The organism is Streptosporangium carneum (genome assembly GCF_027922005.1).
Taxonomy (GTDB): Bacteria; Actinomycetota; Actinomycetes; order Streptosporangiales; family Streptosporangiaceae; genus Streptosporangium; species Streptosporangium carneum.
Genome location: NZ_BSEV01000005.1, coordinates 252,721 through 267,976, shown reverse-complemented (window position 1 = coordinate 267,976; position 15,256 = coordinate 252,721). Strand labels below are relative to the sequence as shown.

Below are 15,256 nucleotides of genomic sequence, written 5' to 3'. Positions count from 1 at the left end.
CCTTTCGTCCGTTGTCATCTGGCCAGGACCACCGTGGAGGCGGTGGAGTTGTAGCCGCCCACGCCGTGGGCGACGGCGATCTCGGCGCCTGGCACCTGCCGGTCGCCCGCCTCGCCGCGCACCTGCCGTACGGCCTCGACGAGCAGCAGCGCGCCGAGGGCGCCCGGGTGGTTGTAGGACAGGCCGCCGCCGGAGGTCATGGCGGGCAGGGCGCCGCCGGGGGCGAGGCGGCCGTCCGCGACGAAGGCGCCGCCCTCGCCCTTGGCGCAGAAGCCCAGGTCCTCCAGGGCGAGCAGCACGGTGATCGTGAAGGAGTCGTAGGGCTGGAGCACGTCCACGTCGGCCGCGGTGATTCCGGCCATGCCGAACGCCTCGCGGGCGGAGACCGCTCCGGCTGTGACGGTCATGTCGGGCATGCTGGCCAGGTGCCAGTGGGTCTGGCTCTCGCCCGCGCCGAGCACGCGCACCGAGGGCTTTCGCGCGTCGCGGGCGCGCTCGGCGGTGGTGACGACGACGGCCGCGCCGCCGTCGGTGACCAGGCAGCAGTCGCTGCGCCGGAGCGGGGTGGAGATCATCCGGCCGGCCAGGGCCTGCTCGACGGTGAGCGGATCGCGGGACCAGGCCTTGAGGTTCAGCCGGGCCCAGGAGCGGGCCGCGACGGCGACCTCGGCGAGCTGCTCGGGGGTCGTGCCGTACTGGTGCATGTGCCGGGCGGCCATCATCGCGTAGTGGCCGATGGGGGCGGGCAGGCCGTACGGCGACTGGAACTGCGCGGCCAGGCTGTCGGTGTCCACCGCGCCGCCGCCGACGCTGCGGGCGCGGCGGGTGCGCTGGCGCGAGGCGTAGCCGATGAGCGCGACCTCGCAGCGCCCCTCGGCGACGGCGAGCATGGCGTGATGCACGAACGCCTCGAACGCGGCGCCGCCGATGTCGGTGGAGTCGACGTAGCGCGGCGCGGTGACGCCGAGGTACTCGCCGACCTGGACCGTGCCCTCCTCCCCCATGTAGTTGACGAACAGGCCGTCCACGTCGCGCAGGGTCATCCCCGCCTCGGAGAGCGCCTCCCGGGCGGCGGCGGCGAACATCGACAGTTCGGTCTGGCCGTGCACCTCTCCGAGCGCGGTCTCGGCGACACCGGCGATGTGCACACCGTGCCTGTCCCAGACGGTGCGGGTCATGCGGTCCTTCTTTCTTGGTGAGCCTCGTGCGTGAGTGGCCCGGCGACCGGTAGGCCGTCCTTGACCACGAGGGCGATCCGGTCCCGCAGGCCGGTCAGGTCGGTGACGTCGCCACGGAGGGCGACCAGGTCGGCGCGTTTGCCCGGGGCGATCGTGCCCAGGTCGTCCGCCAGGCCGAGCAGTGCGGCCGCGGCGCCGGTCGCGGCATGCAGCGCGCCGTACGGGGTCATCCCCCCGGCCCGCATGAGGTCGAGTTCCTCCAGGTTGCGGCCGTGCGGGTAGCCGATCGCGTCGGTGCCCATGGCGACGGTCACCCCGGCGGCGACGGCCCTGCGGAAGGAGTCGGCGTGCGCTTCGACGATCTCGGCGACCTTGCGCCGGGACTGCTCGCTGAAGGCGGCGCCCGAGGCCGCGGCGGACAGGACGCTGTGCGGGGCGAGCAGGGTCGGGACCAGGACGGTGCCCCGTTCGCACATCATCTCGATCAACTCGTCGTCGAGGTGGATCCCGTGCTCGATCGAGCGGACCCCGGCGCGTACGGCGTTGCGGATGCCCTCGCCGCCCTGCGCGTGCGCCATGACCCCGAGATCGGCGGCGGCGGCCTCGGTGACGGCGACGCGCAGCTCCTCGGGGGAGAACTGGGCCCGGCGCGGGTCGGTACGGGGTGACATGACCCCGCCCGAGGCGGCCACCTTGATCCAGTCGGCTCCGGCCCGCACCAGCTCACGGACCCGCAGGCGCATCTCGTCCGGGCCGTCGACCACCGGCCGCGGCGCGCCGGGCGTGACCGGCAGCACCGGGACACAGCTTCCCGAGGGCAGCCAGGCGTCGGCGTGGCCACCCGTCTGGCTGAGCATGGTGACGGCGATCCGCAGCCTGGGGCCGCGCACCACGCCGGTGTCCACCGCGACCTTGGTTCCCAGGTCGGCCCCGCCCGCGTCGCGCACGGTGGTCAGCCCGGCGTCCAGCAGGTCGCCGAGGTTGCGCGCGGTCTGGTAGTAGCGCAGCGAGTAGGGGGCCGCGAGCTGCTTGAGGATGTCGACGCCGTCGACGGTGACGTGGACGTGGCAGTCGACGAAGCCGGGCAGCAGGACGGTCCCGGTCAGGTCGACGCGGATGTCGCCGTCGAGACCGGGGCCGACCTCCACGACGCGGTCGCCGTCGACCACGACGTCGGCGGGCGCGGGGAGCGCCCCGGTGCCGTCGAAGACGGCCGCTCCGGTGTAGAGGGTTCTCATCGGTCTGCCTCCGTCTCGCCTCGCGCGGGTTCGGCGCCGCCGAGGAAGTCGTCCAGGGCGGGCGGGGTACGGAGTGCGTCCGGAAGCCTGCGGTCCAGGTCGGCAAGGGTCCACCGCCCCTCGGTTCGCAGCCTGGCGACGGCCCTGGGCATGTCGACGACGAGGATCTCCTCGCCGGAGCAGTGGAAGACCTGGCCGTCCGCGGGGCAGCCCGCCTGGGCGAGCCAGGCCACCAGGGGGGAGACGTTGGCCGGGTCGGCGGGGTCGAAGGCCCCCTCGGCGACCTCGGCCGTCCCCATGCCTTCGGTGATGCGCGTGCGCGCCCCGGGTGAGATCGCGTTGGAGCGCACGCCGTGGCGGCCCGCCTCCAGCGAGACGCAGCGCGACAGGGCGAGCATGGCCATTTTCGCCGCGCCGTAGTTGGCCTGGCCGACGTTGCCGGTGAAGGCCGCGACCGAGGTCGTGTGGATGACGGAGGCGTCCGGCCTGACGCCTTCCCCGGCCCGCCGCCGCCAGTGGGCCAGGGCGTGGGCGGTCGGGGCCGCGTGGCCCTTGAGGTGGACGCGGACGACCGAGTCCCACTCGGCCTCGTTCATCCTGGCCAGTGTCCGGTCCCGGAGGATGCCCGCGTTGTTGACCAGGACGTGCAGGTCGCCGAAGGTCGTGACGGCGAGGTCGACGAGGGCCGCCGCCTGGGCCCAGTCGGCGACGTCGTGGCCGCTGGCGACGGCCTGGCCGCCCGCGTGGCGGATCTCGTCCACGACCTGCAGGGCCGGGGTGGTGTCCTGGCCGGTGCCGTGCACGTCTCCGCCCAGGTCGTTGACCACGACGGCGGCGCCGAGCCTGGCGAGGAGCAGCGCGTGGGCCCGGCCGAGACCGCGGCCGGCACCGGTGACGATCGCGACGCGACCGGCGAGTGCGGACACTGGGCCTCCCTTCCGTTGGTTGAGTTTCTTCCGTGGGGCCCGCTGAGGGGCCGCCGGGGCTTCGCGGGGGCGGGGATCAGCCGAGACGGTCGCGCAGCCAGCCGGTGACGACGGTCCCGGCCTGGCCGGACGCCTCGGGGCCGTCGTCCTGGAGCGGACCGCCGAAGTGGTCGCCCCGCACCCGGACGTGGGTCTTGTCCGCGGCGCCGAGCGCGTCGTGGATGGCCCGTACCTGGGCCGGGAAGACGCAGTTGTCGCCGGTGTACTCGACCACCAGGCAGGGCAGCGTCATCTCCGGCGCGGTGCGGGCCATCTCGGCGTTGCTGCTCAGCCCGGACCAGGTGGACAGCCACGCCTCGGGGGTGGTCGTGCGGCCGAACCCGACGAGGCCGTAGTTCGTCACGTCGGGGCGGACGCCGAAGACCGAGCCGTAGCGCCGGTCCGAGGGGTCGAGCGACAGGTCCACGGTGCGGGGGTCGGCGTCGGTGCGGTGCACGGTGACGACCGGCATGTGGGTGGACAGGCGCAGGTCGGCGGCGGCTCCCGACCGCTTGTGACGGGCGCGGGCGGCCCCGCGCCGCTCGATGAGCGCGCGGGCCCTGTCGTCGATGCGGGCGACCCTGGCCCGCTGGGCGGCGCGATAGCGCTGGAGGAACTCGGCGGTGTAGGACGCGCTGGCCGGAGGTTCGGCGAATCCGTTCGCCGGGTCGAAGGGGTCGAGTGCGGGATCGACGGACAGGGCGTCGTCCTCGTCGGTCACCGAGGGGTCGATGCACTCCAGCAGCAGCGCCCCCTGTCCCGGGTGGGGTGCCAGGTAGACGACCGCGTCGGGGGCCGGGAGGTCGGCGGTGTCCAGGCCGCTCGGGCGGCCCGCCGGGGTGAGCGTGACGCGCCCCGCCGGATCGCGCAGGGCCTGCTGCACGTAGAAGGTGTACAGGCTCGCGCCGCCGGAGTTGCCGAGGGCGGCGATCTGGTCGAAGCCGAGCCCGCGCAGGAACGTCATTCCCGCGGCGATGTCGAGCAGGGCGCTCTCGTGGACGAGGCTGAGGTCGCTGCCGCCGCCCCTGCCGGTCTGCGCCCAGACCGCGAACCCGGCCTTGAGCAGGTCGGGAATCAGGTAGTGGCGGCTGGCGTCGGCCCGGGGGTGCATGACGGTGATCACGGAGCGGGCGCGGGGCGGGGTGTAGAGCCAGCCCCGGGTGGCCGATCCGTCGGCGGTGACCAGCAGGTGGGAGGAGACGTCGATCCCGGCGGGCAGGACCCGGGGGTACCAGTCACCGTTGAGCGCCGCGGGCGGGCGGCGGGCGGTCGCGGGGCGCACCCTGCCTCACCTCCCGTCCGGGAGGACCCGGATCCGGTCCCGGTCGAAGCACTCGAGCACGCCGGTGTATCCCCCGGTGAGCGCGCTGAACCAGACCGCGTCGACCATGTCGGCGTCGGCCCGCCGTACGGTGATGGGTCCTTCCGCGGTCAGCCGGATGTAGCCCGCGCGGCGGGTGAGGAGCAGGCCGTCGGCGACGGCGGCGCCGGCCAGCGGTGCGAACTCGGGAACGTCGAGCACGTATATCGCGGTCATGTCAGTCGGCCTCCTGCTCGGTGTGGCCGTCTGCGGAGTCGTCGGGAGCGACCTCGTTGTCCAGTTCCTTGGCGACGAGTTCGGCCTTGCGCCGCCAGAAGGTCTCGAGGGTCGGCTCGACGTCGTCCGCGAGGGAGTCGAGGAGCGCCTCAAGGGAGAGTTCGGCGTCGCGCCGGTCGCGGTCGGTGAGGTCCCGCAGGGGCCGGGTGATTTCGATGATCATGCCGTTGGGGTCGCGGGCGTAGATCGACTCGATGGTCTCGTGGATGATCTGGGCGATGACCCGGACGCCGTGCTCCTCGAAGCGCCCGCGCCAGGCGAGCAGTTCCTCCTCGGTGTCCACGTGCAGGGCCAGGTGGTAGTCGGGCGGCCGGGCCTCGGGGTCCTCGGGCACGCCGAAGTAGTAGAAGAAGGCGAGCCGGTCGCCGTCGCCGATGTCGAAGAAGAAGTGGACGAAGTCGGGATGGGGCCTGCTACCCCACCCCTTCGCCGTGATGACGTGCGGGGTGCGCAGGCCCATGACGTCGCGGTAGAAGCGGATGGTCTCGGCGGGCCTGGTCGTCACATACGCGGCGTGGTCCACGCCCCGGGTGCGCATTGCCGTCGGCATCCCGTCACCTCCTGTCATTTCTGTTGATAATTTTACATCTGCGTCAAATATGTAGGCAGTCGTGTTGCTTTGCGACGCCGCGCGTCGCGGGCTTGGGGGCTTGGGGGCTTGGGGGCTTGGGGGCTTTCTGACCGAGCCACAACCAGTCCCACCGCACGGCCTGCGGCCTGATCGACGATCGCCGCCTGTTCCAGGAGGCACGCCCTAGCCGAGCGCGGCGGCCCCGCGCATCTCGAACGGGCCCATGGGCCAGCGCAGCGCGTCCTTCATGATCGCGTCAACCTGCTCCGGGGTGGCCACCCCCTCGGCGACGATCATGTCGGCCTCCCTGCGGACCGCCGCGTTTATCCGGTTGGCGACGAAACCCCAGGCCAGCGGCTGGTCGTTGACGGTGACCACCCGCCGCCCGCACGATTCGGCGACCTCGACGGTCAACCGGTGGGCCTCGGGGGTGACCGCGTCGTGCACGACCAGCTCGGCGCACCGCATCGCGGCGCACGGCTGGAACCAGTGCCAGCCGAAGACCTGTCCCGGCCGGTCGGTGGCGTAGGCCAGGGCGGCGACGGACAACCCCGCGGTGTTGGACAGCAGCACGGCTCCGGGCGGGCTGACCCGGTCGAGCTCACGGAAGACACGGACCTTCAGCCCCATGTCCTCGGGTACGGCCTCCTGCACGAGGTCCACCCCGTCACAGGCGGCGGCCAGGTCGGTGACGTAGGTCAGCCGGTCCTGAGCGCCCCGCGAGGCCTCCTCGCTGATCTTGCCGCGCGCGACCGAGGCACGCAGCCCGAAGCGGCCGTCGAGGATGCGCTCGCGCGCCGCGGCGAGCCTGTCCTCGGTGAGGTCGTGGACGCGGACGGTGTGGCCGTGGGTGGCGAAGACCTGTGCGATCTGCGCGCCCATCACGCCGCCGCCGGTCACGGCTATGGTCCTTGGCTTCATGGATCACTCCTGACGGGGATGTCGGGGACGAGTCCGCGCCTGCGCAGTTTCCCCGCCTCGTCACGGGGGAGCCTGTCGCGGAACTCCACACTGCGTGGCACCTTCTCCGAGGCCAGGCGCTCACGGCAGAAGGCGGTCAGTTCGGCCTCGGTGAGCTCCCGGCCCGCGGCGAGCTCGACCACGGCGTGCACCCGCCGGCCGTACTCCTCGTCGGGAAGACCGACGACCGCGACGTCGGCGACGTCGGGATGCTCGGAGATCGCCGCCTCGACCTCGGCCGGGTAGACGTTGACGCCACCGTTGTTGATCATGTCCGGGAGGCGGTCGGCCAGGTAGAGGTAGCCGTCCTCGTCCAGCCTGCCCATGTCGCCGACGCTGGTGTAGCCGTCGGGGGTGGTGGTCGCGGGAGGCGAGCCCAGGTACTCGTAGGTCGGCCCCGTGACGTGCAGGGGACGGGTGAAGATCTCGCCGACCGTACCCGTGGGCACGTCGCGCCGGTCGGCGTCCAGGATGCGGATGTGGGTGTTCTCGCCCCGGCCGACGCTTCCCGGACGGGTCAGCCACTCACCGCCGGTGATGCAGGTGTTGCCCACCGCCTCGGAGGCGCCGAACCGCTCGATGACCCGCTCCGGTCCGATCCTGTCGATCCAGGCCCGCTTCAGCCACGGCGGACAGGGCGCGGCCGTGTGGAAAAGGGTCTGGATGCTGGACATGTCCCGCTCGGCGATGCCGGGCAGCCGCATGACGCGCTGCATCATCACCGGGGCCATGAACAGGAACTGCACGCGGTGCCGTTCGATCAGGTCCACCGAGTGGGCGGGGTCGAACCGGTCGGTCAGCACGAGGTGGTGCTCCTCGCACAGGCCCAGATGCGCCCAGCAGAAGGGCGCGTTGTGGTACAGCGCCCCGGCGACGAGCTGGGTCTGGCCTGCCCCGAATCCGTGCGCCGCCCCCACGCCCGGCGCGTGGCCCGGCCGGTGCGCCCACGGGCGAGGGTCGACGATCACCTTGGGACGGCCCGTCGAGCCGCCGGAGGCCACCGCCTTGCCCGGACGGGGCACGATCGGGGGCAGCGCTCCGGACTCCAGGTCCCCGGCACCGTCGAGCTCGGCCGTACCGAGCAGCGCGGCTCCCCGGGGCCGCTCCCACCCGTCGGCCACGACCACGACCGGCCCGACCAGTTCGGTGAAGGCGGCCTGCTCCCTCGGGGGCAGGGAGTGCTTCAGCGGAAGCACCATCGCCCCCACCTTCCAGGCGCCGATGGCGGCCAGGAAGTGCGCGGGACCGTTGCGCAGCGCCACGATCACGCGCGTTCCCGGCCCCGCGCCGCAGGCGGCCAGCAGGCGGGCCGTCTGGTTGGCGCGGCTTTCCAGATCGGCCCAGGTGAGCACGGTCTCGGGCCCGCCGACCGGGGCGAAGGTGAGTGCCGGGCGGTCGGGGATCCTGGCGGCGATGTGCGTGATCCGGGTGCCGAATCCCACCGGATCAGCCATCGGCCTGCTCCCTCTCCAGGATCTCGGCGATCCGGGTGCGCAGATCACGCTTGGACACCTTGCCCACCTTGGTCCGGGGCAGGTCGTCGACGATCTCGACCCGCTCGGGCAGCTTGTACTTGGCCAGGCCCAGATCGAGCAGGAGGGCGGCCAGGTCGGCGACGGTCGGCGCCTGTTCTCCAGCCGGGCGGACGAACGCGCACACCTTCTCGCCGAGCAGCCGGTCCGGCATCCCGACCACGGAGACCTCCGCCACGGCCGGGTGCCGGAGCAGGAGCGCCTCCAGCTCGTCCGCGTGGATCTTCTCCCCGCCCCGGCTGATGTTGTCGGTGATGCGCCCCTCGTGGGAGTAGTAGGTGACGCCGCCGATCACGTGCGCGCGGGTGAGGTCCCCGGTGCGGTAGAAGCCGTCGCTCGTAAAGGCGTCGCGGTTGCGCTCGGGCGCCCTGAAGTAGCCGTGGATGGTGTACGGCCCGCGCGCGGCCAGCTCGCCGATCTCCCCGGGCGGCACCTGGTCCTCGGTGCCGGGAGCCAGCACCCGTATCTCGTCGAGGGGGGACAGCGGCGCGCCGCAGGTGGCCTTGCGCGCGTGTTCGGGGGCGTCGTCCGGGGCGGTGAGGAAGATGCCCTCTCCCGCCCCGAAGAGCGGGACCACCGTGCAGCCGAAGAGCTCCTCCGCCTGGTCGCCCGCGGCGGGGATGGAGGGGGCGAAGAAGACGCGCCTGAGCGAGGAGAAGTCGAACGTGTCCAGCTCGGGGTGCTCCGCGACGCGGGTCATCAGGCCGAGCCCCATCATCATGTCGGTCACCCGTTCGGCGGCCACGGCCTCGGCGATCGCCTTGACGTCGATGCGCGGGACCAGCACCAGGGTCGCCCCGGTGAGGTGGGCCGACTGGACGGCCACGACGATGCCCGCGTTGTGCATCATCGGGGCCGCGTGCAGCACCACGCTGCCGGGTCCCCAGTCCCAGAACCGGCCCCAGGCCCTGGCGTTGTAGGCGTACTCGCAGTGCAGGCGCGGGATCACCTTCGGATCGCCCGTGGTGCCGCCGGAGAGCTGGAAGACCGCGACCGACTCGGGGTCGATCCGCCAGGTGGCCACCTCGGCCGCCGCCTCGCCGGGATCCACCCCCTCGATCAGGGCCTCGTAGGCGTGCTGCCCGCTGCCCGCTGGACCGCCGCACACCACGACGGCGTGCATGTTCGTGTGCTTGGCGGCGAGCGAGGCGGCGAACCCGGGCAGGTCGTAGTCGCGGAACTCGGCCTCGACCAGATGGGCGCGGGCTCCGGTGTGCCGGATCAGGTAGCCGATCTCCCGCTCCCGGTGCTGGGCCAGCGAGCAGATCGGGATGAGCCCGGCACGCAGCACGCCGTAGTAGGCGACCACGGTGTGGACCTCGTTGGCGAGCTGGAACACCACCGGGTCACCGGGCTCGAGCCCCAGGCGGCGCAGCGCCACGGCGAACCGGTCCGCGCGGCGGTCCAGCTCGCGGTAGGTGATCCGCTCGGCGGCCGTGACCACCGCGAGCGCGTCCGGCTGTCGCTCGGCGACCAGTTTCAGCTCACCGGCGATGGTGTGCGGGCGCCACATTCCGGATTCCCGGTAGGAACGGGCCAGATGTGCCGGGTAGGGAACGACGTCGGGGACGTCGGAGAGCGTCATGGAACCTCCGGGGCGGGATCGCCCGGTCATACCGGTGCGCGGTCAAGCAGGATCGGCTGGGCGGCGGGGACGACCTGGGTGAGCAGGGCGGTGTAGCAACCCGGGCAGTAGAACTGGCGGAACTCGATCGGGACGTCGACGTAGTCGGCGGGGTCGGCCCAGGCGGTGGGGCCGGCCTCACCGGGCGACCCGGTACGGCGAGGCAGCGGGGCGAGGTAGTTCTCGCCCCAGCGGCCGAGCGGGTGGTCACAGTGCGCGCAGACGACGACGCTGCCGCCCTCGCCGTCCGGGGCGAGTCTGAGATTGTCGTCCAGCGGGCGGCGCTCGCCGGCGACGGCGAGCACCGGCTCCGCCGTGGTCACCGGGGCCGTCGCCGACTCCCTGCGCCGGACACGGGCCCGCCGCCTGGCGGCGTCCGTGGCCGCCGGGTCGGCGGCGCCCATCTCGTCCAGCACGACCGCGTAGAGCGTGCGGGCCGCCTCCGGCGACACCTTGCCGTCGGCCACGTCCCGCGCGACCTCGGCGGGCTCACGCAGCAGCGGATCGCCGTAACCCCCACCGGCGCCCCAGCGCAGCACCACCGCGCTGTCGGGGTGCACCGGCACCTCGTCGTGGGCCTGCACCAGGTAGTGCTCGCCGCCGAGTTCCTCGACCGACCCGGGGATGCGTCCCGCGGCGAGCGCCCGGCGTGCCCCGCTGTCGTGGACGACCAGGTCGAGCTGGGTTCCGCCGGGATAGCCTCCGGCCAGTCCCGGGCTCATCGACGCGGCCTTGCCGGAACCGGTGAACATCGCCGTCATCGATCCCCGGGTCCCGTGCCCGATGACGCAGACCGAGCCGCTGAGGCCGCCCCGCCTGCGCCCCGCGCCTCCGGTGTCCGCCTCCTCCCGCCGCCACAGGTAGAGCAGCGGCTGGGTCAGCTCGGTCATCTCCACATCGGGCGCGCGGCCCATCGGGATGACGAACAGGCCCGCGGTGTCCACGCCGTCGGCGTCGGTCTGCGCCCCGTATCCGGAGGCCATCGTGTCGGCGAGGCCCCCGATGAAGGGACGCCCCTCGGCGTCGACCCCGGCCAGCAGGCATCCGTCGTAGGTTCCCGCGCACACCGACTGCACGCGGGGCCTGGACTCCACCATGGTGTCGAGCATCTTGCCCAGGCACTCGGCGACCAGGTTGGCGGTCGCCCAGGCCGGGCCGACCGGGGCCTTGGCCACCGCGGCGGGGAAGGAGGCGTTGTTGATCGTGCCCTCTTCGCTGACGAGGTCGAAGCAGCGCATCAGGCCGCCGGCGGCCCACGGGATGTCCCCGGCCAGGACGGGGAGAAGGGCGAACATGACCCCCGCGCGCATACCCGCGTACGGACAGTTGATCATGCCCTGCTGCGGGTCGGTGCCGGTGAAGTCGAACGTCAGATGGTCACCGATTTTGGTCATCCGCAGCTCGATCTTGTAAATGCCGCGGTCGCCCAGTCCTGCCTGCTCCTGGTGGCCGATCGCGTGCCAGGCGCCGTCCGGCAGCGCGGCGAGCTTGGCGCGCAACCGGCGCTCAGCGTCGTCCATCATCCGCTTCATCACGGCCTTGACCAGGTCAGGGCCGTAGCGGCCGACCAGGGTGAGCAGGCGCTCGACGGCCAGGCGGTTGGCGCCGATCTTGGCACGCAGGTCGAGGCCGACCATCTCGGGCACCCGCGACCGGCGCAGGTAGGCGTCGACGACGTCGTCCTGGATCTCACCGCCGCGTACGATCTTGATCGGCGGGGTGGGGACGGCCTCGGAGAAGATGTCGGTCGCGGACGGCGAGAACGAGCCGGGTGCGCTGCCTCCCAGGTCGGCGACGTGGCAGATGGCCGTCGACCATCCGAACAGCCGCCCGTCGTGGAAGATCGGGGCGAGCACGGCGACGTCGTTCTGGTGCAGGCCACCGCCTACCCACGGGTCGTTGCACAGGAACATGTCGCCCTCGGCGATGCCGGGGTTCTCGCCCCGATGGAGCAGGGTCCAGTAGATCGCCAGATCCATGGCGGCGACCAGGCCCGTGTTGAACAGGCCGACCTGGACCTCCTGGCCCAGCTCGTCGCCGATGGTGAAGTCGAAGTCGTTGACCTCGGTCACCGAGGTGGAACCGGACATGCGCTTGAGCGTGTCGCCCATCTCGTCGGTGATCGACCAGATGCGGTGCCGTACGACCTCGTAGGTGAGCGGGTCGATCGCGTCGATCGCCGCCTGGTCCACGGTGTGCAGCCGCAGCTTCGGCGAGATGGCGCGGCGCAGTTCTTCGATCGGGATCGGCCGGCTGGCGAACCGGTCGGGGAATGCGGCAGGCACGTGCGTCCCTCCTAGCTGTGAACTCAGGGCAGGTGGATGGCGAGGTTGCCGAGCCTGTCGACGTGGCCTTCGGCGTCGGCGGGGATGACGACGGTGGTGGTCGGCACCTCGACGACCGCCGGTCCGGCGATGACGTGACCGGGACCGAGGGCCCGGTAGTCGTAGACGGCGGTGTCCGCCCAACCACGCGTGACGTCCAGGAAGACCGGTCTGCTCCCCTTGCGGGCCTCCTCGACCTTGACGGCGGCGGGAGGCGGCGTCGGCAGCGCGGGGTCGACCGGGAGCGTGCCGACGCCGTGGACCCGGTAGGTGATGACCTGGATGCCGGCCTCGCGGTAGCCGGTGCCCGCACCGAACTGCCGGGCGTACTGCGCCTCGAAGGCGTCGCCGACGGCGGCCACCGCGGCCTCGTCGAAGGGGCCGTCGGCCACCGGGGTGGTGACCTCGGAGATCTGCGGGCCGTACCTCGCGTCGACCTCCCGGCGCAGGACCACCGAGGTGAAGTCCAGCTCCTGATCGGCCAGAGCGGTCCTGACCCGCGCGGTGAGCGCGTCGAAGTTGGCCTGCACCCGGGCCGGGTCGAGGGGAAGCGGCGCCGGATCGCTCAGCTCGGCCGAGACGGTCACACCGCTGGCGGCCAGGCCGTAGGCGGAGAACACCCCGGCGGTCGGGCCGAGCGGCACGACCAGCCTGCGCGCGCCGAGCTCGGCGGCGTAGGCGAAGCTGTGCATCGGCCCCGCGCCGCCGAACGCGTAGACCACGAAGTCACGCGGGTCGTGTCCCGCCTCGACCACGACCTTGCGCACCAGGTCGCCGGTCTGACCGTTCTGGACGGCGAAGACCGCCGCCGCCGCGCCCTCGGCGTCCAGCCCGAGGGGCCTGCCGACCTGTTCGAGCAGGGCCTTCTCCGCCAGTTCCCGGGACAGCGGCTGGCGGCCGCCGAGGAAGAAGTCGGGGTTGAGGATGCCGACGACGAGGTCGGCGTCGGTGACCGTCGGACTGAGGCCACCCTGCCCGTAGCAGGCCGGCCCCGGCCTGGCGCCGGCGCTGTTCGGTCCGACCCTCAGGTTGCCCCCGGCGTCGACGGCGGCGATGGCACCCCCGCCCGACCCGATCGCGTGCACCCGCAGCGCGGGGGTGTTGATCGGATGCTGGTTCAGGACCGTTCCAGCGGTGGACACCGGCCGGCCGTCGACGATCAGCCCGACCAGGAACGTCGTGCCGCCCACGTCGGTGGAGACCACGTTCGGGTGGCCGAGCTGCTCGGCGAGCCTGGCCGCGCCGACCACCCCGCCGGTGAGCACCGAACCGACCGTGGTGATCGCCACCTCGGGCGCCTTGCGCGCCGAGACCGTGCCTCCGGACCCCTGCATGACCAGCAGCGGCCCTGCCAGCCCCCGGTCGCGCAGGCGGCGCTCCAGCGGATCGAGGTAGGCCCGGAGCGTCGGGCCCACCTGAGCGTTCATGATCGTCGTCGCGGCGCGGGCGAACTCGCGGATGCGCGGGGTCAGCTCGCTGGAGAGCGTGACGTAGAGATCGGGCGCCTCCTCCCTGGCCAGCTCCCTGATCCGCAGTTCGTGCGCCTGGTTGCGGAACGACCACAGCAGGCTGACCGCGAGGGCGCTCACCCCCTGGGCGACCATCTCGCGCAGGTGCGCGCGGACCTCGTCCTCGTCGAGCGGCACGACGACCCTGCCGTCGCGGTCGATCCGCTCGGTGACCTCACAGCGCAGCGACCTCGCGACCAGCGGGTCCGGTTTGCGGGTCCGCAGGGTGTCCTGCGCCTCGTGGGGGGAGAGCCCGAGGTAGCGGCCCTCGACGTTCATGATGGTGATCGCGTCACCGTGTCCCCTGGTGGTCAGGAACCCCACGGTCGCCACGTCCCCGGTGACCAACGCGTTGAGCGCCGCCGTCGTGCCGTGCGCGACATGGCTGGTCCGGGCGAGCAGTTCCCCGGTGGTCAGGCCCGCCTGCGAGGCCAGCAGATCAAGGGCGTTCTCGAAGCCGCACGCGAAGTCGGGCGGCGTCGACGGGGTTTTGGCGGTGTACAGGGCGCCGGAGGAATCCGCCGCGACAGCGTCGGTGAAGGTCCCTCCGACGTCCAGACCAATCACGTATGTCACGCCCGCCTGCCTTCCTGGTCGGGTGGCCTTCACCACAATCTGACAGCAACGAAAACTATTCGAATGAAGCGTCAAAGTCAATGGGAGGCGGGACCGTCGGCCGACCCTTCAGGCCGGTCGGCCGGGTTCACTCCACATAACCCCACAGAGAGGCGACGCCGCCACCGGGCCGGTGACGGCGTCACGTGCGCGGGTCACGCGCGGGGGCCGGCGCGCTCGTTCACCTGCCCCCGAACAGGCGGCCGCCCGCCCGGAAGGCCCGGACGGGCGAACCACGGAGGCGGGCCGCCCCCGGGGGACGGGCAGGGCGGACCGCCCTCACGAGAGGGCAGGGCACGAACAGAGCACGAACAGAGCACGGGCAGAGCGCGGGCAGGACAGGGCATGGGCGGCCTTCAGGAGGCGGCCTTCAGGAGGGGGCCTTCAGGAGGTGGGGCGCTCGCCGTCGGCGAGCAGACGCTCCAGATGCGTGAGATCCTCGCGGAGCAGCGCGACCGCGCCCTCGATGCCCCGCGCCGGAACCCGGTCCTCACCCCGGAGCAGACCGCGCGAGACCAGCGTGTACATCTCCTCGGCGATCTCCTCGGGGCTGCTGGGCCCCTGAGGGTTGTACCACCAGGCGATCCAGTTGATCATCCCGATGACGGAGAAGGCCGTGATCCGTTCGTTGACCGGCCGGAACTCCCCCGACCTGACACCGTCCCCGATGATCGCACTGAGCTCGTCGAGGATGCGCCCCTTGCTCGCGCTGTGCTCCTGAAGGATGCTGTCGGGCAGCTCCGCCTCGTTCCGCTCGAGCAGCCGGAACCGCACCGGGCTCTCCGCGACGCGCACCGCCGTGCCGATCACCACCGTCCGCAGCTTCTCCGCCGCACTGAGATCGGTGCGCTCCCTGAGCTTGCGAAGCTCCTGCGAGCCGACCCCGGTGATGCCCCGGACCAACTCCCGCAGGAGTGTCTCCTTGCTGTCGAAGTAGTAGTAGAGCGCGGGCCGGGTCATGCCCATCGCCTCGGCGATGTCGCGCAGACTGGTGCCCGCGAAGCCACGCTCGGCGAACAGCACGGCCGCTTTCTCAAGCACCGTGTTGCTCATGAGCTCCTTGCGCGAACTGGCCTTGGTCACCGGGCACCTTCCATCGCTGTCTACGGATACGTCCAATACTTTACGGCAGCAGCAACATCCC

At 72.3% G+C, this 15,256-nt stretch carries 12 protein-coding genes; all 12 read right to left on the bottom strand.

Features of this window, described 5'->3' with window-relative positions; translation table 11 throughout:
* Nucleotides 1-14: 14 nt before the first annotated feature.
* Entirely contained in the window at nt 15-1,178 is a 1,164-nt protein-coding gene (locus PKF00_RS14675; RefSeq protein ID WP_271218045.1) for an acetyl-CoA acetyltransferase, read from the bottom strand.
* On the bottom strand, nt 1,175-2,416 hold the full coding sequence (locus PKF00_RS14670) for a metal-dependent hydrolase family protein (protein WP_271218044.1): 1,242 nt from the start codon (nt 2,414-2,416) through the stop codon (nt 1,175-1,177). The genes PKF00_RS14675 and PKF00_RS14670 overlap by 4 nt, the downstream gene beginning before the upstream one ends.
* Entirely contained in the window at nt 2,413-3,342 is a 930-nt protein-coding gene (locus PKF00_RS14665; protein ID WP_271218043.1) for an SDR family NAD(P)-dependent oxidoreductase, read from the bottom strand. The genes PKF00_RS14670 and PKF00_RS14665 overlap by 4 nt, the downstream gene beginning before the upstream one ends.
* Nucleotides 3,343-3,418: 76 nt before the next feature.
* On the bottom strand, nt 3,419-4,663 hold the full coding sequence (locus tag PKF00_RS14660; protein WP_271218042.1) for an alpha/beta fold hydrolase: 1,245 nt from the start codon (nt 4,661-4,663) through the stop codon (nt 3,419-3,421).
* A 6-nt stretch (nt 4,664-4,669) separates the two neighbouring features.
* Nucleotides 4,670-4,918, bottom strand: a complete 249-nt coding sequence (locus PKF00_RS14655; RefSeq protein ID WP_271218041.1) for a hypothetical protein — start codon at nt 4,916-4,918, stop codon at nt 4,670-4,672.
* 1 nt (nt 4,919) lies between these two features.
* On the bottom strand, nt 4,920-5,528 hold the full coding sequence (locus tag PKF00_RS14650) for a VOC family protein (RefSeq protein ID WP_271218040.1): 609 nt from the start codon (nt 5,526-5,528) through the stop codon (nt 4,920-4,922).
* A gap of 204 nt (nt 5,529-5,732) precedes the next feature.
* Nucleotides 5,733-6,470 (bottom strand): 3-hydroxyacyl-CoA dehydrogenase family protein, encoded by a 738-nt coding sequence (locus PKF00_RS14645; RefSeq protein WP_271218039.1) that lies wholly within the window; start codon nt 6,468-6,470, stop codon nt 5,733-5,735.
* Entirely contained in the window at nt 6,467-7,963 is a 1,497-nt protein-coding gene (locus PKF00_RS14640) for an AMP-binding protein (RefSeq protein ID WP_271218038.1), read from the bottom strand. The genes PKF00_RS14645 and PKF00_RS14640 overlap by 4 nt, the downstream gene beginning before the upstream one ends.
* Nucleotides 7,956-9,626 (bottom strand): AMP-binding protein, encoded by a 1,671-nt coding sequence (locus tag PKF00_RS14635; protein ID WP_271218037.1) that lies wholly within the window; start codon nt 9,624-9,626, stop codon nt 7,956-7,958. Before PKF00_RS14635 ends, PKF00_RS14640 begins: the two co-directional genes overlap by 8 nt.
* Before the next feature lie 26 nt (nt 9,627-9,652).
* Nucleotides 9,653-11,950 carry a hydantoinase B/oxoprolinase family protein gene (locus PKF00_RS14630; protein WP_271218036.1) on the bottom strand — a complete coding sequence of 766 codons (2,298 nt, stop codon included), beginning with the start codon at nt 11,948-11,950 and terminating at the stop codon, nt 9,653-9,655.
* 23 nt (nt 11,951-11,973) lie between these two features.
* The gene (locus tag PKF00_RS14625; RefSeq protein ID WP_271218035.1) at nt 11,974-14,073 is read right to left on the bottom strand and encodes a hydantoinase/oxoprolinase family protein; all 2,100 of its coding nucleotides are present in this window, start codon (nt 14,071-14,073) and stop codon (nt 11,974-11,976) included.
* A 423-nt stretch (nt 14,074-14,496) separates the two neighbouring features.
* Nucleotides 14,497-15,195, bottom strand: a complete 699-nt coding sequence (locus tag PKF00_RS14620; RefSeq protein ID WP_271218034.1) for a TetR/AcrR family transcriptional regulator — start codon at nt 15,193-15,195, stop codon at nt 14,497-14,499.
* Nucleotides 15,196-15,256 lie beyond the last annotated feature (61 nt).